The organism is uncultured Ferrovibrio sp., assembly GCF_937960835.1.
GTDB lineage: Bacteria > Pseudomonadota > Alphaproteobacteria > Ferrovibrionales > Ferrovibrionaceae > Ferrovibrio.
This window is the reverse complement of record NZ_CALGPC010000015.1, coordinates 44,763-68,279: the sequence shown is the minus strand read 5'-3', so window position 1 is coordinate 68,279 and position 23,517 is coordinate 44,763. Positions and strand designations below refer to the sequence as shown.

Annotated in this window: 21 protein-coding genes; 11 read left to right on the top strand and 10 right to left on the bottom strand. The window is 61.5% G+C overall.

The window, feature by feature from the left end:
- Positions 1-4: 4 nt before the first annotated feature.
- Together Q0603_RS14405 and Q0603_RS14400 are read right to left on the bottom strand one after the other, a co-directional pair.
- The gene (locus tag Q0603_RS14405) at positions 5-1,072 is read right to left on the bottom strand and encodes an AbrB family transcriptional regulator (RefSeq protein WP_298726869.1); all 1,068 of its coding nucleotides are present in this window, start codon (positions 1,070-1,072) and stop codon (positions 5-7) included.
- The gene (locus Q0603_RS14400) at positions 1,072-2,025 is read right to left on the bottom strand and encodes a M14 family metallopeptidase (RefSeq protein ID WP_298726867.1); all 954 of its coding nucleotides are present in this window, start codon (positions 2,023-2,025) and stop codon (positions 1,072-1,074) included. The genes Q0603_RS14405 and Q0603_RS14400 overlap by 1 nt, the downstream gene beginning before the upstream one ends.
- Positions 2,026-2,204: 179 nt before the next feature.
- Between Q0603_RS14400 and Q0603_RS14395 the strand changes: the two genes are divergently transcribed.
- On the top strand, positions 2,205-2,477 hold the full coding sequence (locus Q0603_RS14395) for a hypothetical protein (RefSeq protein WP_298726865.1): 273 nt from the start codon (positions 2,205-2,207) through the stop codon (positions 2,475-2,477).
- A gap of 50 nt (positions 2,478-2,527) precedes the next feature.
- On the opposite strand, the gene Q0603_RS14390 is transcribed toward Q0603_RS14395, so the two are convergent.
- From Q0603_RS14390 to Q0603_RS14375, 4 genes are all read right to left on the bottom strand, one after another.
- On the bottom strand, positions 2,528-3,487 hold the full coding sequence (locus Q0603_RS14390) for a ribonucleotide-diphosphate reductase subunit beta (RefSeq protein WP_298726863.1): 960 nt from the start codon (positions 3,485-3,487) through the stop codon (positions 2,528-2,530).
- Between the two features lie 101 nt (positions 3,488-3,588).
- Entirely contained in the window at positions 3,589-4,035 is a 447-nt protein-coding gene (locus Q0603_RS14385; RefSeq protein WP_298726861.1) for a MarR family transcriptional regulator, read from the bottom strand.
- 74 nt (positions 4,036-4,109) lie between these two features.
- On the bottom strand, positions 4,110-4,526 hold the full coding sequence (locus Q0603_RS14380) for an organic hydroperoxide resistance protein (protein WP_298726859.1): 417 nt from the start codon (positions 4,524-4,526) through the stop codon (positions 4,110-4,112).
- Positions 4,527-4,652: 126 nt separating this feature from the next.
- Complete coding sequence (locus tag Q0603_RS14375; RefSeq protein WP_298726857.1) at positions 4,653-5,426, bottom strand: AraC family transcriptional regulator; 774 nt, start codon at positions 5,424-5,426, stop codon at positions 4,653-4,655.
- 82 nt (positions 5,427-5,508) lie between these two features.
- Between Q0603_RS14375 and Q0603_RS14370 the strand changes: the two genes are divergently transcribed.
- The 4 genes from Q0603_RS14370 (at position 5,509) to Q0603_RS14355 (ending at position 9,424) form a co-directional block, all read left to right on the top strand.
- Positions 5,509-6,693 (top strand): MFS transporter, encoded by a 1,185-nt coding sequence (locus Q0603_RS14370; protein WP_298726855.1) that lies wholly within the window; start codon positions 5,509-5,511, stop codon positions 6,691-6,693.
- A 295-nt stretch (positions 6,694-6,988) separates the two neighbouring features.
- Complete coding sequence (locus tag Q0603_RS14365) at positions 6,989-7,369, top strand: SPW repeat protein (protein WP_298726853.1); 381 nt, start codon at positions 6,989-6,991, stop codon at positions 7,367-7,369.
- Positions 7,370-7,426: 57 nt separating this feature from the next.
- On the top strand, positions 7,427-7,864 hold the full coding sequence (gene msrB, locus Q0603_RS14360) for a peptide-methionine (R)-S-oxide reductase MsrB (protein ID WP_298726851.1): 438 nt from the start codon (positions 7,427-7,429) through the stop codon (positions 7,862-7,864).
- 249 nt (positions 7,865-8,113) lie between these two features.
- Positions 8,114-9,424, top strand: a complete 1,311-nt coding sequence (locus Q0603_RS14355; RefSeq protein WP_298726849.1) for a PLP-dependent transferase — start codon at positions 8,114-8,116, stop codon at positions 9,422-9,424.
- A gap of 75 nt (positions 9,425-9,499) precedes the next feature.
- Here Q0603_RS14355 and Q0603_RS14350 read toward each other — a convergent pair whose 3' ends face one another.
- A complete protein-coding gene (locus Q0603_RS14350; protein WP_298726847.1) occupies positions 9,500-11,413 on the bottom strand; it encodes a ribonucleoside-diphosphate reductase subunit alpha in 1,914 nt (637 codons plus the stop codon).
- 543 nt (positions 11,414-11,956) lie between these two features.
- On the opposite strand from Q0603_RS14350, the gene Q0603_RS14345 reads away from it, so the two are divergent.
- The 3 genes from Q0603_RS14345 (at position 11,957) to Q0603_RS14335 (ending at position 17,287) form a co-directional block, all read left to right on the top strand.
- The gene (locus Q0603_RS14345; RefSeq protein ID WP_298726845.1) at positions 11,957-15,430 is read left to right on the top strand and encodes a hypothetical protein; all 3,474 of its coding nucleotides are present in this window, start codon (positions 11,957-11,959) and stop codon (positions 15,428-15,430) included.
- 6 nt (positions 15,431-15,436) lie between these two features.
- Positions 15,437-16,300, top strand: coding sequence for a MaoC family dehydratase N-terminal domain-containing protein (locus tag Q0603_RS14340; RefSeq protein ID WP_298726842.1), 864 nt, complete (start codon positions 15,437-15,439; stop codon positions 16,298-16,300).
- 81 nt (positions 16,301-16,381) lie between these two features.
- Positions 16,382-17,287, top strand: a complete 906-nt coding sequence (locus Q0603_RS14335) for a PhzF family phenazine biosynthesis protein (protein ID WP_298726840.1) — start codon at positions 16,382-16,384, stop codon at positions 17,285-17,287.
- A 7-nt stretch (positions 17,288-17,294) separates the two neighbouring features.
- Here the strand turns inward: Q0603_RS14335 and Q0603_RS14330 are convergent, their stop codons facing one another.
- Complete coding sequence (locus Q0603_RS14330; protein WP_298726838.1) at positions 17,295-18,056, bottom strand: hypothetical protein; 762 nt, start codon at positions 18,054-18,056, stop codon at positions 17,295-17,297.
- Between the two features lie 180 nt (positions 18,057-18,236).
- Here Q0603_RS14330 and Q0603_RS14325 point away from each other — a divergent pair, with 180 nt between their 5' ends.
- Positions 18,237-18,740 carry a DUF892 family protein gene (locus Q0603_RS14325; protein WP_298726836.1) on the top strand — a complete coding sequence of 168 codons (504 nt, stop codon included), beginning with the start codon at positions 18,237-18,239 and terminating at the stop codon, positions 18,738-18,740.
- Between the two features lie 135 nt (positions 18,741-18,875).
- Positions 18,876-20,126 carry an MFS transporter gene (locus Q0603_RS14320; RefSeq protein ID WP_298726833.1) on the top strand — a complete coding sequence of 417 codons (1,251 nt, stop codon included), beginning with the start codon at positions 18,876-18,878 and terminating at the stop codon, positions 20,124-20,126.
- A 4-nt stretch (positions 20,127-20,130) separates the two neighbouring features.
- Here the strand turns inward: Q0603_RS14320 and aspA are convergent, their stop codons facing one another.
- Positions 20,131-21,564, bottom strand: a complete 1,434-nt coding sequence (gene aspA, locus Q0603_RS14315; protein WP_298726831.1) for an aspartate ammonia-lyase — start codon at positions 21,562-21,564, stop codon at positions 20,131-20,133.
- Positions 21,565-21,753: 189 nt separating this feature from the next.
- On the bottom strand, positions 21,754-22,632 hold the full coding sequence (locus Q0603_RS14310) for an SDR family oxidoreductase (RefSeq protein WP_298726829.1): 879 nt from the start codon (positions 22,630-22,632) through the stop codon (positions 21,754-21,756).
- A 70-nt stretch (positions 22,633-22,702) separates the two neighbouring features.
- Between Q0603_RS14310 and Q0603_RS14305 the strand changes: the two genes are divergently transcribed.
- The gene (locus Q0603_RS14305; protein WP_298726827.1) at positions 22,703-23,476 is read left to right on the top strand and encodes an SDR family oxidoreductase; all 774 of its coding nucleotides are present in this window, start codon (positions 22,703-22,705) and stop codon (positions 23,474-23,476) included.
- The last annotated feature ends 41 nt before the right edge of the window (positions 23,477-23,517 follow it).

Below are 23,517 nucleotides of genomic sequence, written 5' to 3'. Positions count from 1 at the left end.
GCGGCTAGGCTTTTCGCTTCAGGCCACTTAGACGGAAGGCCACCGGCGCCAGAATGACGACGACGGCGATGCGGAAGACATGCATCGACGACACAATGGCAACCTCGACGCCCAGCGCCAGGGCTACAAGGCTCATCTCCGCCAGGCCGCCTGGCGACAGGACCAGGATCAGCGCTTCGCGCGGCACGCCAACCTTGTCGGCGAAGGCGATGGTCAGGCCGACCGCCACCCCGATCATGATCAAGGCTGCGGTAACGGCATGCTTGGCGATCCGGCCGATGGCTTTCGCTGGCGTGCCGACGAAGCGGCAGCCCAGCGCCGTACCCATCGCCAGCTGTGCAGCCGCAACCAGTTCCGGCGGCGGCTGCGCCGTCGACCAGCCGAGCAGATGCACGACGCCCGATACCACCATCGGCCCGACAAGCTGCGCCGCTGGCACCTTCAGCAGCTTCGCGCCAAACCAGCCAGCCAGGGCGCAGGCTGCCAGCAGCAGTGCATCCATCGGCAGCATGTCGGCCAGATGAACGCCTGGTGTCATCGAGGGCACGTTCAGTCCTTCGACAAAACGGAAATAGACAGGGATGGTCATCACCACGACAAAGATGCGGATCGCATGGGTGAGGATGATGCTGCGCCCATCGCCGCCGTAATGCTCACCCACCAGGGTCATTTCCTGCAGGCCGCCCGGCGTTGCCGCGAAATAGGCAGTCACCGGATCGAAGCGGACAACGCGACGGAACAACGCGTAGCAAAGCCCGGTCACCACCGGAATGTAGACCAGCATCAGGATGATCAGGCCGATCCATTCCCGCGCGCGGTCGATCATCTCGGGTTTGAAGGCGCTGCCAAGCATGACCCCCAATATGGTGATCATCAGCGCACGCAGACGGGGCTCTACCTTCAAAGGTATCCGTCGCGAGGCACCCAACAAAGCTGCCGCGGCAACAAAGACCATGCTGCCCAGCATCCAGGCCAGCGGCATGCGGATGAGCAGGAACAGCACGCCGCCCGCCGCGCCGATGGCCAGCGCGGGAAGCGATTGGATCAGACCGCGTATGATCCCGCTCTGCATCAGCGGGCGATGTAGCGTCCGAGACGCACGGCAGTCTGGCCGGGTTTCAGCCTTTTGGTTGGCATGATCAGTACGCAATTGTCGTAGGGCGTCTTGATCGGCTTGCTGCCGTCATGCGCGATCACCGTATCCTTCGCAGCGATGCGCTCAAGCCCGGTGAAGGGCTGGGTGAACTGGAAGGAGTCTGTCTCGATGGTTACCGCTTCGGTGACCTCGACGAAATCCTGCGACGGCGGCGCCTGCGTGAAGCCATGGCGCGCCAGCAGGCCGGCATCGGCTTGGCCTACGGCATGCAGAAAGCGGAACATCGTCTCAATAGCGACCGCACGGCTCGATTGTTCCCAATGCTGTCCGCATTCGACCAGAAGCGCATTCTTGTCGCTGGCCGGGTCTCCGAAGCCGCCATAGTCGCGCATGCGTCTGCCGGCTTTGTGGCCCTGGTCGGCGACGACAGTGGCGGGCACACCGACTTTGGCTGCTAGTTCGCGTCCCTTGGCCAGCGGACCGGACAGCATCAGCGGCGGCGAGGGCTGCTGCATCGAGTGCAGGTCCAGCAGAAGATCGACTTCCGAGATCAGCGGCTCGATCTCGCGTGCCCGGTCCAGTTCGATGGATCGGCGGCTGCTGTCCAGCGTCGCGGGATCCCAGACGCGATTCATGTCTTCATCGATGAAGCGCGACGCCGTTGGCTCATCGGGAGAGAAACTCAAGTAAGCGGCAACGTTGCAGAAGATCAGAGACAGCTTGCCTATGACTGGCCGGAAGCCTTCGCGCAGCAGCAGATCCAGCGCATGTGCGCCGCAGACCTCGTTGCCGTGAATTAAGGCGGTGATCGCCACATGCGGACCCGGCTTGCCGGAGTCGAACTGATGCGCGTAAGGGATGCCGGTATTGCCTTCGCGGTACTGGTCGATGGGGATCGGAAGCAGGGGATCGCGGGGAAGAGCTGTCATTGTTTCTTTGAAGACAATCGTTTCTTTGGCGAAAATCGAACAGGCTGACCTACTGGCCGCAGGTCCTGTTATACCCACAGCCACGTGGCCAAGCCCAGCGGCTAAGCCTCCATGGAGCAATTTTTTCCCCAATGCTGCAGTGCAACTCTACTCGATGCCTTCTGTCTCAGAAGACATGGTTGAGCATCCGGCCCCCTGCAACTAATCTCGCAGCTATGATTTCCATATCCGGTTTTACCGCTGCCGTGAGTTTCGCTCTTGAGGGCGTACAGCGAGGGCAGCAGATGCAAAACGCGGCCATGCAGAAAGTGGCGGGCGGCAGTCTTGATCCCAATGGCTTGGCCCAGGCCGCAGTTGCGCTGCAGAGCGGTCAGGCCCAGGCAGCAGCATCAATGGCGGCACTTGCCGCTGGGCTGAAACAGCAGCGCAGCTTCATCGACATTCTCGTCTGATCAGCCTGGAGGCCGATGTACCGGCGGTATCTGCTGCCGGTTGCCGAGATTTACGCGAAGGCCTCTTCCCAGGTGCCCTGCGTCGAGGCCTTCGAATATTCGGTCGCGCGATTCTCGAAGAAGTTGGTGTGCTCGACGCCGTTCAGAATCGCATCCAGCCACGGCAGCGGGTTCTTCTCGATGCGGTACATCGGCTGCAATTTGAGCTGCAGCAGGCGGCGGTCGGCCGTCCAGCGGATGTAGTCTTTCACCTCTTGCGCCGTCAGGCCCTGCACGCCGTCGATCTCGAAGGCGAGGTCGATGAAGGCATCTTCATGCTCGACGATGGTGGAGCAGGCGACATAAAGGTCGCGCTGAAATTCCTCGGTCCAGATTTCCGGATTTTCCTCAACGAAGGTATGGAACAGGCGGATGATCGAATTGGTGTGCAGCGTCTCGTCGCGCACGCTCCACGACACGATCTGGCCCATGCCCTTCATCTTGTTCCAGCGCGGGAAGTTCATCAGGATCGCGAAGGAGGCGAAAAGCTGCAGGCCTTCGGTGAAGGCGCCAAACACGGCCAGCGTCTTGGCGATATCGGCCTTCGTCTCGACGCCGAACTGCTGCATGTAGTCGTATTTGTCCTTCATCTGCTTGTAGCGCAGGAAGGCCGAGTATTCCTCTTCCGGCATGCCGATCGTGTCGAGCAGATGTGAGTAGGCGGCGATATGCACCGTCTCCATGTTGGAGAAGGCGGCCAGCATCATCTGCACTTCTGTCGGCTTGAACACCCGGGCGTAATGCTTCATGTAGCAGTTGTTCACTTCCACATCGGCCTGGGTGAAGAAGCGGAAGATCTGGGTAAGCAGATTCTTCTCGCCGGGGGTCAGCTTCTTCTGCCAGTCCTTCACGTCATCGGCCAGCGGCACTTCTTCCGGCAGCCAATGCAGGCGCTGCTGGGTCATCCAGGCCTCGTAAGCCCACGGATACTGGAAGGGCTTGTAAACCGGCTTGGCGTCCAGAAGCGACATGGAGACCCCCTCAATACTGAATCACGGCGAGCTGCGAATATCGCAACATGTAGTGGTTGAGGCAAGAGGGCTTCGGCTAAATCTTGGGGATTGACTGTGGATTAGTCGGAATCGCGGGCGATCAGCCCGGCGGCCAGCCCGCGCAGCTCGGCGCGCAGGCGGGCAATGTCCTTCGGCTCCAGCGGCAACAGGCAAGACAGATCGCGCTGGATGGCGGCAACCTGGGCTTCCAGGGCGCGGCCCTGGGGGGTGAGGCGGATAGTGACCTGGCGTTCGTCCGCGGGGTCGCGGCTGCGGGCGACAAGGCCGGCCTGCTCCATGCGCTTCAGCATTGGGGTGAGCGTGCCGGAATCAAGATGCAGGCGCTCACCCAGTGTCTTGATCGCCAAGCCGTCTTGTTCCCACAGGATCAGCATGACCAGATATTGCGGATAGGTAAGGCCGAGCGGTTCCAGCCTGTCACGATAAAGCCGCGTCATGGCATTCGAGGCGGCATAGAGTGCAAAGCAGAGCTGGTGGTCGAGACTGAGAGTTTTATCGGCCGTCATTGCGATTCGCAGTGTGCCAGAAATTGGCGGTGCCGGAAGCAGCCTCCCGGCACCGCAATACGCAGATCAATGGATCAGACGACCGTTTCGAGCTTCACGTCGATATTGCCGCGGGTCGCCTTGGAATAGGGGCAGACCTGATGGGCGGCCTCGACAAGCTGCTCCGCCTGCGCCTTGTCCATGCCCGGCAGGTTGACCTTGATCACCGCGTTGAGTGCGAAGGAGGTCTCGTCCTTGCCGATGCCGATGGTGACGCTGACCGTGTTGTTGGCGGGCAGCGCGACCTTCTGGGTGCGGGCGACGAGGCCGAGGGCGCCTTGGAAACAGGCCGAATAGCCGCTGGCGAATAGCGTTTCGGGGTTGGCGGCATTGCCCGGGCCGCCCAACTCCTTGGGCATGGCGAGGTTGAGGTCGATGATGCCGTCGGCAGAGGTGACCTTGCCGGCGCGGCCGCCAGTGGCCGTGGCCGTGGTGGTGTAAAGCGGGGTCATGATGAGCTCCTTGGTTAGGTGGAGAATGCGTTTCGTTGACGAGCAATTAAATAGTGCACAATTTAATTGTTCGCAAGTTAAATTTTTGTGACAAAGATCACCCGCTCGAGGGGCTGTCGGTGGTGATTACTCCGCGGCTTCTTCTCTGTCTGAAGACCGCCGCACCTGGCTAGGCGGCCGACCGGTAAAGCGCTTAAACGCGCGGCTGAAGGCAGCTGGCGAGTTGTAATTAAGACGACGGGCCACTTGGTCGACCGAAAGGCGGTCCCGGCTCATCCACTGGCTGGCGAGATGCATCCGCAGCCGGGCGAGGTAGCGAAGCGGGGGGACACCGGTGGCGGATGTAAAGCGCTCGGCGAACACGGTCCTCGAACTGCCCATCAGCTTGGCCATCTCCGCGACGGTCCAGTCCTTTCCCGGGTCGCAATGAAGTGCCACCAGCACCTTGCCGAGACGGGGATCGCGCAATGCGGCGATCCAGCCACCTGCGTCGCCATCGCCGGCTTCGACCCACTCACGCACGATATTGGCGGCGACGACCTCCGACAGTCTGGCGAGGATTCCGGCCGAACCTGCCCGCGCCGCCGCCATCTCGCGCTCCATCGTATGGAGCAGGTGCCGGATATCGGGTTGACGCTCCTGCAACGCGGCAACCGGCATGATGTCCGGCATTAGCGAGATCAGCGGATGCAGGCTGTCGAGCTCAAGCTCCATGCAGGCGGTGAATATCAGCGTGTCTTTGGACCGGCATTCAGTCGGCGAGCGTGCGTCGACCGCGCAGACATCCCGGCATAGCGGCTGGCTGGGCAGACTGCGCACATCCCAAACAGGCGCATTCAAATCCGAAACGATCTTATGGTCGCAGGCACGCGGGATCAGTACCGCGTCGCCGCATGACAAGCATTACGGATGAATTGGTATAGACCGTCCGGAATTTCCACCCATCTGAGCGGCCGGTTCAAATTTTTAGGGATTCTGGCTGATGCAAAATAATGCGACCTCCCCAGCTCCAGCGTGGGCCGCCGTCTTCTCTTTAGCGCTCGGCGTTTTTGGATTGGTAGGGGCGGAGTTTCTCCCCGCGAGTCTGCTTACCCCGATGGCGCGGGATCTTGCCGTCACAGAGGGTATGGCTGGTCAGGCGGTGACCGCCATGGCGGCCTTTGGATTGCTCTCAGGCCTGTTTGTCGCGGCGGTGACGGCTGCCATAGATCGCCGCAAGGTCTTGCTCACATTTTCGGGCCTTCTTGTTCTGTCGAATCTGGCAGTGGCCTTCGCACCGAATCTGTTCGTGCTTCTTATCGGACGGCTCGTTCTTGGCATTGCTCTCGGCGGTTTCTGGGCACTTTCGACCGCAACAGTGATGAGGCTCGTGCCAGAGAACAGCGTTCCCAAAGCCCTGGCGATTGTCGTTTCCGGTGTTTCGGCCGCGACGATCATGGCGGCACCTGTCGGCAGTTTCGTCGGCGATCTCCTGGGGTGGCGCGCGGTTTTCATCGGGGCGGCCGGACTAGCGGTCATCGTTCTGATCGTTCAGTTCGCTACTCTGCCGGCATTGCCGCCGCGTGACAGGGCCAATATCAGGGTATTGGTTGAGCTTGTCTCCCGCCGGCATATCGCGATTGCGCTGTTTGCTGCACTGCTGGTGTTCAGCGGGCATATGTCGCTTTTCACCTATGTCCGGCCCTTCCTTGAGCAGGTGACGCAGCTTGAGGTGACAGGGATCTCGCTCACCCTGCTGGCCTTTGGCATTGCGAACTTCCTGGGCAACTATTTCGGCGGGTGGCTTCTAGCGAAGTCCCTGCGGTTCACCCTTGCGGTCATGCCCCTGGCGATTGGCAGCGCCGCTTTCCTGCTGGCGCAGTTCGGCGGCGGCATTCACGCCGCTTTGCCGTTGATCGTACTTTGGGGCTTGGCCTTCGGAACCGTGCCGGTGGGCTGGTCGGCCTGGATCGCGCGAGCGGTTCCCGACAAGGCTGAAAGTGTCGGCGGCCTGCTGGTTGCGACCATCAATCTCGCCATTTTCCTCGGCGCGGCCTTGGGGGGGCTGACGATCGACCATTTGGGGGTCTGGGCATTGTTCGTCATCAGCGCGGGCGTACTGGCCGTGGCGGCCTTGACAGTCGCGACGGGCGTGGGGGCGAAGCATCGGGTGCCGAGAACCGCCTAAGTGACAGTATTCATAAGAAAGGGCCCGGAAAGTCATCACGATGGCTTTCCGGGCCTTCTTTGTTAGTGCCAGCCAGAATGAGTGTGGTGTTAAATAATTGGTCTCAATTGGAATTTTCAGCGAGTGCCCTACGGCGACACCAGGCGAGGTAGCACGGTTTAAATCCCTAGCCGGCTTTCTTCGACGATCTAGCTTTCTTGACGACAGACCGTGTGTTGCATCGCACGGGGAGGACGAGCCTAGGCTTGGAACGCGTTGTCGACGCATCGGAGGCGAAGATGCCAAGAGGTGTGTCATGGCCCATGTGACCCATAATCAACATGATATCCGACATCCGCATGAAATACGGCGGTGGCAGGACTGGACGAATATGGCTTTGGGGATATTGGCGGCGATTTCGCCGTGGCTGTTCGGCTTCACCGGCTTCGAAGGCGCGACGCTGAATGCCGTGATCATCGGCTTTCTTGTATTTGCGCTGTCAGCCTTGGCCCTTACTCTGCTGGATAGCTGGGAGGCTTATATCAACGCCCAGCTTGGGGCTTGGCTGGCGTTATCGCCCTGGCTCCTGGCATTTTCTCATTATGACATGATTAAATTCGTGCATCTGTCGATTGGCGCTCTCATTGTTGCCGTCGCAGTCTTGGGAATCTGGCAGGGGCAGCACAGACAAGCGTAGAGACTTCTAAATTTTTCCAACGAGGTAGCAAAACTGGCAGGCAAGAAGGGTGCGAATATGAAAAGCAATTGCGGCCGCCCGACAGATGCGGGAGAAGTCCGACATTTCGAAATTGAGCATGGCGAGGCCGAGTGGCGGGAGCAGCTGACCCCTTCGCAATATGCGGTATTGCGTCAGCACGGCACCGAGCGGCCGCATTCCTCACCTTTGAACAATGAATATCGCAAAGGCCGTTTTCTGTGTGCTGGCTGTGGCCAGGCCTTGTTCAGTTCGGATACCAAGTATGATAGCGGCAGTGGCTGGCCGAGCTTTTTCGCGCCGCTGGATGAAGAGGCGATCGAGACGAGCACGGATCGCAGCTTCTTCATGACACGCACTGAGGTGCATTGCCGTCGCTGCGGAGGCCATCTCGGTCATGTCTTCGAGGACGGACCGGAGCCGACGGGATTACGCTACTGCATGAATGGAACAGCGCTGAAATTCGAGCCTGAGTAGGTGCTGCGCGCAGACCCTCGCCTATTGAGATGGGCCATCAGCCGGGCCATCGCGTATCACGATTTGATTTCAAGACGCGCTTGTCAGCAGGGTGATACTTTTTTGTCGCATGGCTGGATTTTGCAGAACGGCGCTGTAATGGCGGATTTCACAGCTCGAACAAATTTTTCTATTCATTTGCGCATGCAAAATTGAATGGTGTGACGACGCGTCGTCGGAGATGCTCTGCGCATCGAATGGGAGAGTGAAATGACTGAGTCGAAAAACCCGGAAACCATTGTTCTTCATGCGGGCTATCGCGCCGATCCGGCCACCGGGTCGGTCGCCGTGCCGATCTATCAGACCACGTCCTACCAGTTCAAAGACGTCGAGCATGCCGCGAATCTCTTTGCGCTGAAGGAGCTGGGCAATATCTATACCCGGATCATGAACCCCACCGTGGATGTGCTGGAGAAGCGTATTGCCGCGTTGGAGGGCGGTGTCGCGGCTCTGGCGGTCAGCTCGGGGCAGGCGGCGTCGGCATTCGCGTTGCAGAACATCGCGCAGGCCGGCGACAACGTGGTCAGCTCGACCGACCTCTATGGCGGCACCTGGAATCTGTTCGCTAATACGCTAAGGCAGCAGGGCATCGAGGTCCGCTTCGTCGATCCAGCCGATCCGGAGAATTTCCGGCGTGCGACCGACGAGCGTACGCGCGCCTACTATGCCGAAACCCTGCCCAATCCGAAGCTGGCGGTTTTCCCGATTGCGGAAGTGGCCGAGATCGGCCGCCCGCTGGGCATTCCGCTGATCGTCGACAACACGGCTGCGCCGGTCCTGGCCAAGCCGCTGGAGCATGGCGCGGCCATCGTCGTTTACTCCGCCACTAAGTATATCGGCGGGCACGGCACCTCGATCGGCGGCCTCATCGTCGATGGCGGCAATTTCGACTGGGCTGCCCATCCTGAACGGCAGCCGCTGCTGAACCAGCCCGACCCGAGTTATCACGGCGCGGTGTGGACGGAAGCGGTCAAACCGCTTGGCCCGATTGCCTATATCATCAAGGCGCGCGTCACTTTGCTGCGTGATCTCGGCGCTGCATTGAGCCCCTTCAACGCCTTCCAGCTGATCCAGGGACTGGAAACCCTGCCTCTGCGTATTCGCGAGCATAGCCGCAATGCAGCCGCTGTGGCCGAATACCTGGACAAGCATCCGGCTGTTTCCAAGGTGATCTATCCCGGCTTGCAGACGGGTAAGCCATTCCTGCGCGCCAAGCAGTATCTCTCCGGCGGGTTTGGCGGATTGGTCGGCTTTGAGCTGAAGGATGGCCTCGAGGCTGGGAAGCGCTTCATCGATGCGCTGAAGCTCTTCTACCATGTTGCCAATATCGGTGACACGCGCAGCCTGGCGATCCATCCGGCGTCCACGACCCATTCGCAGCTTGGGGCCGAGGAACAGCTCCAGAGCGGTGTTTCTCCCGGCTATGTCCGGCTGTCTGTCGGCATTGAGAATATCGACGATATTATCGCAGACCTCGAACAGGCTCTGGCCGCGGCGACCTCAGTCAAAGCCGCCGCCTGATCTTCATCGTCCGAAATAAAACGGCCCGGGATCGCTCCCGGGCCGTTATGTTTTTTCAGCTTATGCTGTCTGCCATCACTGGCAGGCGAGGCATTCGTCGTAATCCACTGCCTCGCGCGGGCCGCCGGTGGTCGAAGCGGCAGCCAGCGGCAGTTCGGCCTCCTGCGGCAGGCGCTGCGGCCGTTCGCCCTCGTTGATCTTGCCGACCAGCGGGATGGAAACAACGCCGCTGTTGGCATCGACGGTATTCTTGGTCGACACCGTCTCGGCGCGCTGGATCGACAGCGAGCGACAATAGTAAAGGCTCTTCACCCCCTTCTTCCAGGCCTGCAGATGGATCTGGTGCAGGTCGCGCTTATGCACATTGGCCGGCAGGAAGATGTTCAGGCTCTGCGCCTGGCAGATGAACGGCGTGCGATCGGCGGCGAGTTCGATCAGCCAGCGCTGGTCGATCTCGAATGCGGTCTTGAACACAGCCTTTTCATCATCCGACAGGAAGTCGAGATGCTGCACCGAGCCGCCATTGGTGGTAATCGACGACCAGGTCTCGTCGTCGTTCTTACCATACTGCTCCAGAGTCTTCTCAAGATAGCGGTTGCGCACCGAGAAGCTGCCCGACAGCGTTTTATGCGTGAAGGCATTGGCGACGTTCGGCTCGATGCCGGGCGAGGCGCCGCCGGCAATGATCGAGATCGAAGCCGTCGGCGCGATGGCGATCTTGTGCGAGAAGCGCTCCATGATGCCGTATTCGGCGGCATCGGGGCAGGGGCCGCGCTCTTCCGCCAGTTTCTTCGAGGCAGCGTCGGCGGCATCCTTGATATGCTTGAAGATGGTGCGGTTCCACACCTTGGCCATCACGCTTTCCCACGGCACGCCATTGGCCTGCAGGAAGGAGTGGAAGCCCATCACGCCCAGGCCAACCGAACGCTCGCGCTGTGCCGCGTAGCGGGCCTTCGACATCGTGTCGGGAGCCTTTTCGATGAAGTCCTGCAGAACATTGTCGAGGAAGCGCAGGCAATCCTCGATGAACAGCGGATGCTCCTTCCATTCGTGGAAGTATTCAAGGTTCAGCGACGACAAGCAGCAGACAGCGGTGCGCTGCTGGCCATGATGATCAATGCCGGTCGGCAGAGTGATCTCGCTGCATAGGTTCGAGGTCTTGACCCGCAGCCCGGCCAGCTTGTGATGCTCCGGCAGGGCGCGGTTCACATGGTCGATGTAGACGATGTACGGCTCGCCGGTTTCGATGCGGGCGGTGAGGATGCGGATCCACAGCGCACGGGCCGAAACGGTGCGCTGCACCGTACCGTCATGCGGACTGCGCAATTCCCACTGATCATCGTTCTCCACAGCGCGCATGAAGGCGTCGGAGATCAGCAGCCCGTTATGCAGGTTGAGCGCCTTGCGGTTCGGATCGCCGCCGGTCGGACGGCGGATCTCGATGAATTCCTCGACTTCCGGATGGTCGATCGGCAGGTAGACAGCGGCTGAGCCGCGACGCAGCGAGCCCTGCGAGATGGCGAGTGTCAGGCTGTCCATGACGCGGATGAAGGGGATGATGCCCGAGGTCTTGCCGTTCTGACCGACCTTCTCGCCGATCGAGCGCAGGTTGCCCCAGTAGCTGCCGATACCGCCGCCGCGGGCCGCCAGCCAGACATTCTCATTCCACAGGCCGACAATGCCATCCAAGCTGTCATTCGCCTCATTGAGGAAGCAGGAGATCGGCAGGCCGCGGTTGGTGCCGCCATTCGACAGCACTGGCGTTGCCGGCATGAACCACAGCTTGCTAATGTAGTTGTACATCCGCTGAGCATGGGCGGTGTCGTCCGCATAGTAGCTGGCGACGCGGGCGAACAGATCCTGGTAGGACTCGCCCGGCATAAGGTAACGGTCGTCGAGGGTAGCCTTGCCGAAGTCGGTGAGAAGGCGGTCGCGGCTGCGGTCGATATCGACGCGGATGCCGCGCTCAGTCTGCAGAGTGTTCAGCACGGATGCTTTCCCCTTGTTTTTCTCCGGTCCGGCATCGCTTCCTGCGAAGACCCGGCCGACCGTCGGTATGAATCCCAAAATCGCCGTTTTCCAACGTTTCGGCAGCCGCACACCCCGCCCTTTCACCTCTGTAAGCCCAAAAACCGGCCCCAAACGGGCCCAGAGGCGGCGCAGCTATGTCTCGAAACAGGTCAACGAACACAACATATGGTACTGCCCCATAGTGGGGCGTCAATACGATGTATGACTCTGGGGGGCAAAAAATTGTCTTGACGGATTCCGCATAGCGTGAACCCCCATGATTTCATGCCGTGTCGCGCACGGCGACAGGTGTCATTGCAAGCGCCTGTGGATAGCGGGGATAAGTCGGCGGGAGCCGAACCGCAAGTCGCTGTTAACCATTACAAGCCTATCTGTTGTGCTAACGGCGCAGGAGTCCCGCCTGCTGCGCCGCGCTTTGTCGATACCGGGTTTAGTGTTTCAATGCGGGACTTACGCGATTCCGACCGGCGGATGTCATCTCGCCAGGCGGGGGAGGTTGCGATGACGCTGATCAAACATCCACGAGCCGATATGGCGGCTGCCGCCAGCAAGCCGGCCAGCGAGGCCGCGCTCGAGCGCGCCGAGGCCCAGGCTGCCGAATTGATCGGCCGGCCTGCCCTGGAGCGGCAACGCCAGCTGTTGATCGGCATTGGCGGGGTCGTCAGCGTCCTCTGGCTCGGCCTCTCCGGGCTCTATGTTCAGAATTCCATCGGCTGGCAGAATCTGTGGCAGGCACTGCCGCATGAGATCGGCTTGTTCGTGGCCGGAATGACGGCGCCGCTGGCTTTCCTCTGGCTCATGCTGATGACGGTATGGCGTGGCACCGCGATCCGCAAGCAAGCTGCGGCTCTGCATCAGGTGCTGCTCGATCTGACCTATCCGACGCCGGAAGCCGAACGTCGCATTTCCAACCTCGCCGGTGCTCTGCGTCGTCAGGCGCGCGAGATGGAGGAGGCTGCGCAATCGGCCACCGACAAGATCGGAGCGCTGGGCGAGACCATGGCGAACCAGCAGCAGGCGCTGATTGCCGCTGCCTCCGGTGCCGGTGAGCAGGTGGCCTTGCAGACCAAGCAACTGGCCGGCACCTTGAGCCAGTCCTCACAGGTGCTGCTGACCGCGGCCGAGCAGGTCAACCGCGACCTCGATGCCGTGGTGAAGGGCTTGGCGGGGAAATTCGAGGAGCAGAGCGCCGCCCTGATCGAAGCTGCCGCCAAGGTCGGCAGCGAAGTGGAAACCAAGGTTTCCGGCCTGGGCCAGACGGTGTCGACCCAGGCGCAGGTGCTGCTGCAGGCGGCCGATGTGATCACTCGCGAAGTGGAAACCGCCCGCGGCATCTTCCAGGCCAAGGCAAACGAGATCACCCGCATCACCTCGGCCATTCAGTTTCAGAACGAGCGCGTCGAGGAATTGTCGCGCCGCCATGGCGAGTTGATGGACAAGGCGGTGGAACGCGCAGCTGAAGTCGCACAACAGATCGCAGCGCAATTGGAGCAGAAGATTGTCGCGCTCGAACAGGCCGTCACCCGTGCCAGCGGCGAAGCCAATCGCGTCGGCCAGAGCTTTGCCGAGTCCGCCCAAGTCATCACCACGGCGGCGGAAGTCACCGTCGCCCGGGCCCAGGCGGCGGGCGAAAGCTTCACCCGCGAGACTCAGTTGTTCAGTTCGGCCAGCCAGAAAGTGGTCGACAATGCCGAAGCCGCCGGCATCGTGCTGCGCGAACGGGTACGCGAGATCGAGCATGCGACGGCGACCACCATTGGCCGTGTGCGCGATATTGGCGAGACCATCCGTTCCGAAATCGGGGCCTTGGATGAGCAGGGTACCCGCGTGGCAGATCGCCTGCGCACCGCCGCGGACGACATGCGCAGCCGTACCGTTTCGCTTGAACAGGTCGGTGCCGCTGCCGTCAAGCAGGCGGAAAACTTCGCCGAGGCTGCTGCCCAGGCAGAACAGCGCCTGAAGCTCACCGGCGATCTGGTGCGTCATCAGGCAGACCAGCTTGGCCATGCCGCCGAATTGGCCGATCAGCGTCTGGCACAGGCCGGCGATGCGCTGCGCCGCGAAGGCGCCAATATGACGACCACGCTGCAGCAGATTACCGAGCGCACGATGCGTGCCGGCGACGAACTGCGCCAGCGCGCGAATAGCCTGGACGAGACCGCCGGACGTGCGCTCAGCAAGATCGGTGAGGCGGACGAGGGTATTAAGAACCGCGTCGAGAGCCTGGCCCAGGCCGGTCGCGAGGCGCAGACGATGGCTGCCCATGTGCAGGAAATCATGGCTCAGGCCAATGCGTTGCTGTCGCAGGCGACGCAGCATGCGGACGAGCTGGTGGAGGCCAGCGGCGATCGCTTGCGCCAGCATGCCGAGCAATTCCGCTCCAATATCGATGGCCTGGCCAAACGCCTGGACGAGGCGGGCGAGCAGATGCGCGATCAGGTCGATAGCCTGGATCAGGCCGCTGCCCGCACTGCGCAGCGCCTGCGTGGTGCCGGCGAAAGCGCTGGCCAGGATGCCATCCAGTTGCAGACGGTGGCCGAGCGCGTTACCCAGCGCCTGCATCAGGTCAGCGAGATGGCACAGACCCAGGCTCATGCGCTCAGCGCCGCCGCCGAACGCGCGGCGATGGAGTCGCAATTGGCCGGCAGCACAGCCCAGGCGCGCGCCAAGGATCTGCAGGATCTGTCGCTCGGTGTGGCTGACGCGATGGCGCAGCTGGCCGAGAAGGCCGCCGCGCAGACGGCGGCGCTGGTTGCCATGAGCGAGAAGGCGCAGATTGAGGCGACGGCGCTCAACGCCGCGGCCGAGAAGGCGACTTCCAGTATCAATACGGCGGGCGACACCGCGCGGGCGCGTTCGGCCGAGCTGGGGGAGGCAGCGCAAAGTGTCGTCGACCGCACGCTCGAACTGCACAGCACCATCCACGATCAGGCCGATGCACTCGCCACTCTGGCCGCCGAACTCAGTCGTCAGGCGGAAAACATCCGCGAGAATTTCCGCGGCCGCGTGCAGGAGCTGTCCGAGGCCTCGGAGGCTGCGATCATCAAGACCGCCAATATCGGCGAAAGCTTCCGCCGTCAGGCGCAGGAAGTCGCGCGCGTTTCCGACGAGGCAGCTGCGCGGATCGAACAGGTGGGGGCAACCTTCGATGCCCGTGCCCGCGAGATCAATCTTGCGGTTGGCAACGCGTCGGGCCGCATCGACGATGCCAGCGAGGTGCTGCGCAACCGCACGCGCGAACTGGCGAATATCGTCGAGGATGCGATGAAGCAGACCGACCGGATGAGCGACGGCTTCCGCCGCCAGGCCGACGAGGTCGATACCCGCGCCGCGCGTCTGTCGGAGAAGGTCACCGAGATCGGCGAACGTCTGGCCCGCACCGGTACGGAATTCAGCGCTGTTACCGACCGCGCCACCGCCCGTGCCGCGGAGACTGCCGAGATCCTGGCACAGCGGGCGAAGGAGTTGTCTTCGGCTGCGGCACGCGCCGCCAGCGAGGCAGCCAGCGCCGAAGCCAGCCTCAAGGCGGATTCCAAGGCTCTGGCCGAAGCAGCCCGCACCGCCAGCATCGAGGCCGAAGCCCTGCGCAAGGCGACGCAGGCTCTGCGCGGCGAGCAGTTCCTCAAGACGGCGGCCTTCATCACCGGTCATCTCAACTCGATGGCCATCGACATTACCCGGCTGCTCAACCGCGATTTGTCGGAAGATCTGTGGCGCCGCTATTACAAGGGCGAACGCGGCCTGTTCACCCGCAAGCTGATCGACCAGCGGGATTTGGACAAGATTCGCGAGAAGTATCAGGAGAGCGGCGAGTTCCGCGATTACACCGACCGCTATATCGCCGAGTTCGAGCGAGTGCTGGCCGGCGCGAAAGGCGTGGAACATGAGGAACTGCTCACCTCTGCCTTCGTCACCGCGGATGTCGGCAAGGTCTATCTGCTGCTGCGGGAAGCCATCGGCAAATCGCGTCAGTAATCCGGCATGGCGAAGCCTGAACTGAAGGATTGGGTCGGCGGCTCGGAAGAGGCCGCCGACATTTTATCTCCCGAGAAAACCAATGCCCTGGCGGCGGCTTTGGACCAGCCGGCGGTAACCGGTGACAACGCCTTGCTGCCGCCACTGCGGCATTGGCTGTATTTCTGGACCGTGGCGCCGCGGCGCCAGCTTGGACGTGACGGCCACCCCGCATTGGGCGGCTTCCTGCCCGATGTCGGCAAGCTGTGGGGCAGTCAGACGCGCCGCATGTGGGCCGGGAGTCGGATCGGCTTTCATAGGCCGCTGATGCTGGGTATGCCGGTGCGGCGCATTTCCACGGTCGAGAGCGCGGTGGAGAAAAAGGGCCGCAGCGGGCGGCTGGTTTTCGTCACCGTGCGGCATGAGATTTTTGATGAGACCGGCGCCCGTGCCATCACTGATCGTCACGATATCGTCTATCGCGAGGAGAAGCTCGATGGCGCCGGTACGCTGCCACCGCCTGAACCGGCGCCGGCCGATCACCACTGGGAAGACAATTTTATCGCCGATCCGGTGCTGCTATTCCGCTACTCGGCGCTGACCTTCAATGGGCACCGCATCCATTACGACCGCGATTATGCGATGCGGACCGAAGGCTATGGGGGCCTGGTCGTGCATGGGCCCTTGCTGGCTACACTGCTGGTCGATTTCGCTGCCAGCTTGCGGCCGGGGCAGGCTCTGCTGGATTTCTCCTTCCGTGGTCGCCGGCCGGTGCTGGACGGTCAGCCCTTCCTCCTGCGCGCCAAGCCGCTTAGCGACGATACGCTGTCCTTGTGGATTGCCGATGCGGAGGGCGCGCTGGCCATGACCGCCGAGGCGCAGTTCCGCTGAGGCCGCCTGGATTGTTGCAATTGTAGCGATGGGCGAGGGGCTCCGGTTATGGCAAGACGGGAGCGCAGGAGGGTACCCGTCATGCCCAGAACTTACCGCTTCATTACCGCCGATGTGTTCACCAACCGCCGCTTCGGCGGTAATCCCTTGGCCGTCATCCTCGACGCCAAAGGCCTGTCCGATGCCGAAATGCAGCGGATTGCCCGGGAGTTCAACCTAAGCGAAACGACTTTCGTCCTGCCGCCGGCCAGTGCGCAGCACGCTTGCGCCATGCGCATCTTTACGCCGGGATTGGAATTGCCTTTTGCCGGACATCCGACGGTGGGAACTGCGATCGTGCTGGCGGAATGCGGTCTCTTGCCTGCCGGTACGGAGAGCATGGTGATTGAGGAGAAGGTCGGTCCCGTGCCGGTGGCGTTGTCCAGCCGCGATGGCATCCGGCAGGCTGTCTTCACTGTGCCGCGCCGGCCCGAAAGGGGGGGCGTGCCACCCGCCCGTGCCGATCTGGCACGGATTCTCAGCCTGCCTGTGGATGCGATTGCGTCCGAGGTCGAGCCGTTGACTTATAGCGCTGGCGTGCCCTTCACCTTCATTCCGCTGCGGGATGTGCAGGCTCTGTCGGCGATCCGGATCGATCTTGCTGCCTGGACCGATAGCCTTGCATCCGGCCCGGCGCCGCATGTTTTTGCCTTCACCATGACGGACTGGAAGAAGGGAGAGGAGATACAGGCGCGCATGTTCGCCCCCGCCATGGGTATCGCGGAGGATCCCGCGACCGGCGCGGCATCGGCGGCGCTGGCCGGACTACTTGTTGATCTGCAACAGCCTGCTGGTGGCAGCCGGCGCTGGCGGATACGGCAGGGAGAGGCGATGGGACGGCCTAGCCTGATCACCGTCGAGGCTGATCTCGCAGACAACCATCTGGCGGCGGTCCGCGTCGGCGGTGGCGCGGTGATTGTCAGTCATGGCGAGATCATGCTCGACTAGGGGCGTCCTAGGCTTCGATATCGAGGCTGCTGCCGGTGGCTTCGAGCGCGATCTCAAAAACGGCGACGGTTTTCTGACGCTCGGGATTCTGGGTGCGCTCGACCCGCTCCATCTTTTGCAGCAGCGCTTCGATCTTTTCTTTCAGCTTGCGGATTTCGTCCTGAACGTCGCTCCCCAGTTTGAGGGCGGCCATATTCGTCTCCGCATCGGCCTTGATCTGATCCTCGACGCTATCGGCCGCGCTTTCGGGCTCAGCGACGCCGCCTTCGCCACTGCCGTCTTCAGTTCCCGGATCAACGCTGGGATTCGCGCCGGCCAGCCCTTGGGTTTCCACTGTCACGTTGCCCGCCGCAGCGACCGTTCCTGCTTCGGCGGTGTTACCGGCGGCCAGACCACCTGATGATGTGCCAAGCTGACCGCTCAGGCCGGACAATTCCTTTGCGAGCGCCTTGAGCTCGGCGGCGAGGTTCGCGGCCGCCTTCTTGTTGCCGCTTGAAGCGATCATGCGCGCCATCTGCTTCAGCATCTCCAGGCGCTTCTTGATCTGCGCAACGCGCTCCTGAGCGCGGGCCTTGCGTTCCTCTTCCAGCTGGCGCGGGGTTTTCTTGAGTTGCCGCAGAGCTTCCACGGCCTTGCGCATATCCTCCAGCCGCTGTTCAGACTCATCGGCCATGCGCTGCTTGAAAGCGGCGGAGGCCGAAGGCTGAGCCGTTTTCGGGGCCGCTAGCATTGACGACACTGCGGCTGCGGCGGAAAGGGAGGCGACCATTCTGGTACTCCTGGGAAATTCTGTGGCGTCCGTTCTGGGCGATGCCGGATCCTACACCAAAACGAAGACCGAGTTGTTAATCGCGATTAACCATAGGGATTGCGTTTCTGATCCGGAGCGGAACCGATAGCCGAGGCGCCGGTTTCTGTCTGTCGAACGCAAGTTACTCCGGAGGAAACCATGGCGAATGCGAGTCTGCATGACTTGTTGGTGGCCGACCTGCAATATCTCTATTTTGCCGACAGGCAGCTCAAACGCACTTTTCCAATGCTGGCTCGGGCGGCGAACTCCAAATCGCTGAAACGGCTTTGCCAGGAAGGGGTGGATTACAGCGCCGAGCGGTTGCAGCGCCTGGAGACGGTCTTTGATGAGCTGGGCACCTCTGCTCGGGCTAAGACCTCGCATGGCATGCGCGGCCTGTTGGAGGAAGCCCAGGAGGTGGCGCAGAAGAAGTTGCCTCCCGAGGTCAAGGACGCCGCCTTGCTGGCCTCTATCCAGCGGATCGCCCATTACGGCATTGCGGCTTACGGAACCGCGACCGCCTATGCCGATGCGGTGGGCGAGAAGAAAGTGGCCAAGGTGCTCGCCAAGAGTCTCAAGGAGAAGAAGGAGGCCGATGTCGAGATGACCGAGATGGCCGAGAATGAGATCAATCCGCGCGCCATGGACGGCGAGGAGGAATAGGGCAGCCACCCTGGTCGGCTCCAGAATCTCGCAGAAGTAGGAGAATGGCGCGGGCAAATTTTCGCAGTCATGGTAAGCTGGGGCGTCCCGCGCCACCGATTCATCTCGCTCCGCCTCGCTTCGCCCCAGTTTGCAATGTTTCCGCGCTTCGCTCCGTCGGGAGACCATCCCGCGATTGTTCCGCATCGCCTGATTTGGGGCATCGCCATTGGGCAGCTCGTTTCCTGGGGCACGCTCTATTATTCGCTGGCAGTGCTGATCGGGCCGATGCAGGAGGAGCTCGGCTGGTCGAAAGTCGAGCTCAATGCTGGACTGACCATCGGCCTGCTCTCCGCCAGTATCGTGGCCATCCCCGTCGGCGCGCTGATCGATCGCTATGGCGGCTACTGGTTCATGGTGCTCGGCGCCTGTAGCGGTGCTTTACTGCTGCTGGCATGGGCGATGACCTCTTCACTGCCGGTCTTCTATGCCATCTGGGTTGGCATCGGCCTGGTGCATGCCTGCACGCTGAACGAGAGCGCCTACAATATCGTCGTTTCCAATCTAGCCGATCACCGCAGGGCGATTACCCTGATCACGCTGCTGAGCGGCCTGTCATCTTCGGTGGCGATCCCGTTTATCACGCTATGTACCGAAACGCTCGGCTGGCGATGGGCACTGGTCGTGCTGGCGCTGATCCATTTCCTGATCCCGGGAATGGTGAGCGCCTATGTGCTACGCGGCATTGTCAGCGCGAGACAGAAGGATGCCGCCGCTGCCGGCGCGACGCCGATGATCGAGCGAAAGCCACTGTTGCATGCTCTGCGCAATCCGGTCTTCTGGGCATTGGCCGCAGCTTTCAGCGTTCATACCTTCATCGGCAACGGCATTACCTTCCATTTCATCCCGCTGCTGCTGGAACGGGGACACCCGATGAGCCTTATCGTCGCTGTCATGGCAATGCATGGCCCCAGTCAGGTGGCGGCCCGTTTCGTCCTTTTGATGATCGGCGGTCGCGTCTCGAACGCCGGTTATGGCCTTTTCGCCTTCACCCTGATGACCATAGGCGTGGCCCTGCTAGGACTCAGCAGCTATTTCGGTACGCTTGAGTTGTTCGTCTATGCGATGATTTACGGCATCGGCACGGGGTTGCTAACGCTAGTGCGCACCAACAGCGTCATCGAATATCTCAGCGCTTATGGCTATGGCGTTGCTTCAGGTGCGCTGGTGATCGCCGTGGCGCTGCCGCGCACCACGGCAGCAGTGCTTTTCGCCCTGCTTTGGGAGGCGAGCGGCAGCTACGACGCAGTGCTATGGATGGCGCTGGCGGTCAGCCTGATGGGCCTCGGCGCTTTCTGGCTGGCCACGCGCTGGCATCACAACGCCACCCGCATCACCGGTATTTGACGCCTTACTGCGGCGCGACGATCTTGCGGCCGCGGCGCCGCGGCGCCGTCAGCTTGGCGACATCGAGGATGTCGTCAAGCTGCTCCTCGGTGAGCCAGCCTTTCTCGACCACCAGCTCACGCACGGTGCGGCCGGTTTTGAGCGATTCCTTGGCCACCGCCGCCGATTTCTCGTAGCCGATATACGGATTGAGGGCGGTGACGATGCCGACACTCGCTTCCACATGGCGTTTGGCATTCTCGGCATTGGCCTGAATACCGCTGACACATTTCTCGGCCAAGGTCCGTGAGGCGCGTGCGAGGAGCTGCATCGAACTGAGCACGTTGTAGACGATCAGCGGTTCCATCACGTTAAGCTGCAACTGACCGGCTTCGGCGGCCATGGTTACGGCCATGTCCTTGCCTATCACCTGGAAGCAGACCTGATTGACCACCTCCGGGATCACAGGATTGACCTTACCCGGCATGATCGAGGAACCGGGTTGCATCGGCGGCAGGGAGATTTCGCCCAGGCCACCGCGCGGTCCGGACGAGAGCAGCCGCAGGTCGTTGGCGATCTTCGACAGCTTCACGGCGATACGCTTCAGCATGCCGGAATAGAGCACGAAGGCGCCCATGTCCCAGCTGGCTTCGATCAGGTTGGCGGCACGAACCATCTCGATTCCGCTGATCCGGGTCAGTTCCTCGATGGCAAGGTTGGAATATTCCGGCTCGGTGTTGATCCCGGTGCCGACTGCCGTGCCACCCAGATTGACCTCCCGGAACAGCTTCACGATCTCGTCGCCGCGCGCGACATCTTCCTTAATGTTGATGGCAAAGGCCTCGAATTCCTGGCCCAGCGTCATCGGTACCGCATCTTGCAGCTGGGTACGGCCAAGCTTGATGATATCGGCGAATTCTACGCCGCGCTGGCGGAACTCATAAGCCAGCCCGTCCAGCGCTCTCATCAGCTCGGTATGGCTGAGCAAGACTGCAAGGCGCACGGCAGTGGGGTAGACGTCATTGGTCGATTGCGACAGATTGACGTCGTCATTGGGATGCAGGTGCTGATATTCGCCCTTGTGATAACCCATCAGCTCCAGGCCGCGATTGGCGATCACCTCGTTGGCATTCATGTTGGTCGAGGTGCCGGCACCGCCCTGGAAGACGTCGATGCTGAACCATTCATGCAGCTTGCCGTCGATCAATTCGTCGCAGGCCTTGGCGATGGCTTTGTATTTCTCCGGCTCGAGATAGCCGAGTTTCTTGTTGGCGGCGGCACAGGCTTTCTTCACCATGCCGAAGGCGCGGATCAGATTCGGATAATGATTGATGCCGACGCCCGAGATATGGAAGTTGTCGAGGGCCCGCTTGGTTTGGATGCCATAATAGGCATTGGCCGGGATCGCCATCTCACCGAGCGAGTCATGCTCCAGGCGGGTTGTCGTATCGCTGCTCATTTTATCCTCTGCTGCGCTCTGGTTGCTGGTCGAACGACACAACCATTTTGCCCCCATGTCGGGTTAAAGCGAAGCCTCAGGCTTGGGGCATTTCATTGAAATTGCAATGTTTTCTCATGAAATTATTGGATCGGGGCATATTATTTTCTCTGATCGGCGCAAGGCGCAGCTAGCATCTACTGCCCGTCGCTAGACCGTCCTCTGCGCTTTGTCTTTAGCGTTGGTCGCTGCGATGGCGGCGCGAATCTCCTGCCATTCGGCATCCGACAGATCGGTCAATGCGCCGAAGCCGCCAGCGCCGTTCAGCCATTGCCCGCCATCGATGGCGATTACTTCGCCGGTGATGTAGCCGACCTCGTCACTCATCAGAAAGGCAGCCAGATTGGCTAGCTCCGGCATATTGCCCACGCGGCGCATCGGAATGGCTGAGATCATACGCTTCTCCAGCGCCTCGGTCGGCGCCAGCCGTTTGGTCATGCCCTCGGTCGGGAAGGGGCCAGGGGCGATGGCATTGACGCGGATACCCTTTGGCCCCCATTCGACGGCCAGCGATTGGGTCATCGCCGCGATGCCGGCTTTCGACATGGCGGATGGCACGACGAAGGCAGAGCCGGTCCAGACCCAGGTGGTGACAATAGAGATGATGCTGCCGCCGCGCTGCTCGGCAATCCAGCGCTTGCCGACGGCCTGCGTCACATAGAAGCTGCCATGCAGCACGATATTGGCGATGGCGTCAAAGCCGCGCGGACTTAGATCTTCGGTGCGCGAGATGAAATTGCCGGCAGCATTGTTCACCAAGCCATCGAGCGGCCCATGCTGCTGCCATATAGTGCCGATCATGTCGTCCACCGCCTGGGCGACACGAATGTCGCAAGGATAGGTGTAGATCTTGCCGCCGGTGGCGTCCGCGAGTTCCTTGGCTGCCTCCTGCAGCACACCTTCGCGCCGGCCGCAGATATGGAGTTCGGCGCCTAGTTCCATGAACCGGCGGGCCATCGCCTTCCCCAGGCCGGTGCCGCCGCCGGTTATCAGGATTCGCTTGCCTTTGAACAGATCCGTGCGGAACATGCTTCCTCCCTTGCATTGCTTTGCCAGTTAGACTAGCCCGAAGCGGCAGGGTTACACCACGGGAGGAAACATGGATTTGGAATTGGCCGGGAAGGTCGCCATCGTCACCGGTGCCAGCAAGGGCATAGGCCGTGCCATTGCCGAAACTTTAGCCAGCGAAGGTATGAAGCTGGTATTGGCTGCACGTTCTCGGGACCTGCTGGAGCAGATAGCCTCCGGGCTGAAGACCGAATGTCTGGTCCATGCCGCCGACCTGCGCGAACCCGCCGCCGCGACGGCGCTGGTGACCGCTGCCGAAAAGCGGTTCGGCAAGCTGGACCTGCTGGTCAACAATGCCGGTGCCACCAAGCGGGGTGATTTTCTGACGTTGACGGACGAGGATTGGACCGATGGCTTCGCCTTGAAATTCTTCGGCGCGATGCGGCTATGCCGTGCCGCCTGGCCGCTGCTCAAAGCCAGTCAGGGGGCCATCGTCAATATCGTAGGCGTCGGCGGCCGCACCGGCAGTGCGGAATTCGGCATCGGCGGTTCGGTCAATGCCGCCTTGCTCAATCTGACCAAGGTGCTGGCTGATCGCGGCGTCAACGATGGCGTCCGGGTCAATGCAATCAATCCAGGCACCATAGCGACAGACCGGTTGCAGGTCCGTATCCGCAACTTCGCTCAGGAGCAGGGGATCGACGAAGCCGAGGCAGCCCGCCGCATGCCGCGCGCCATGGGGGTGGCGCGGTTCGGCGAACCCGCGGAAATTGCAGAAGCTGTAGCTTATCTTTCTTCTGCTAGAGCGTCCTATTTACAAGGCGCAATCCTCGACGTGGACGGGGGGCTTACCCGTACGTTGTAGCCCCTTACGACTTGGAAAAAGTTGATTTTTTCCCTCAGCGA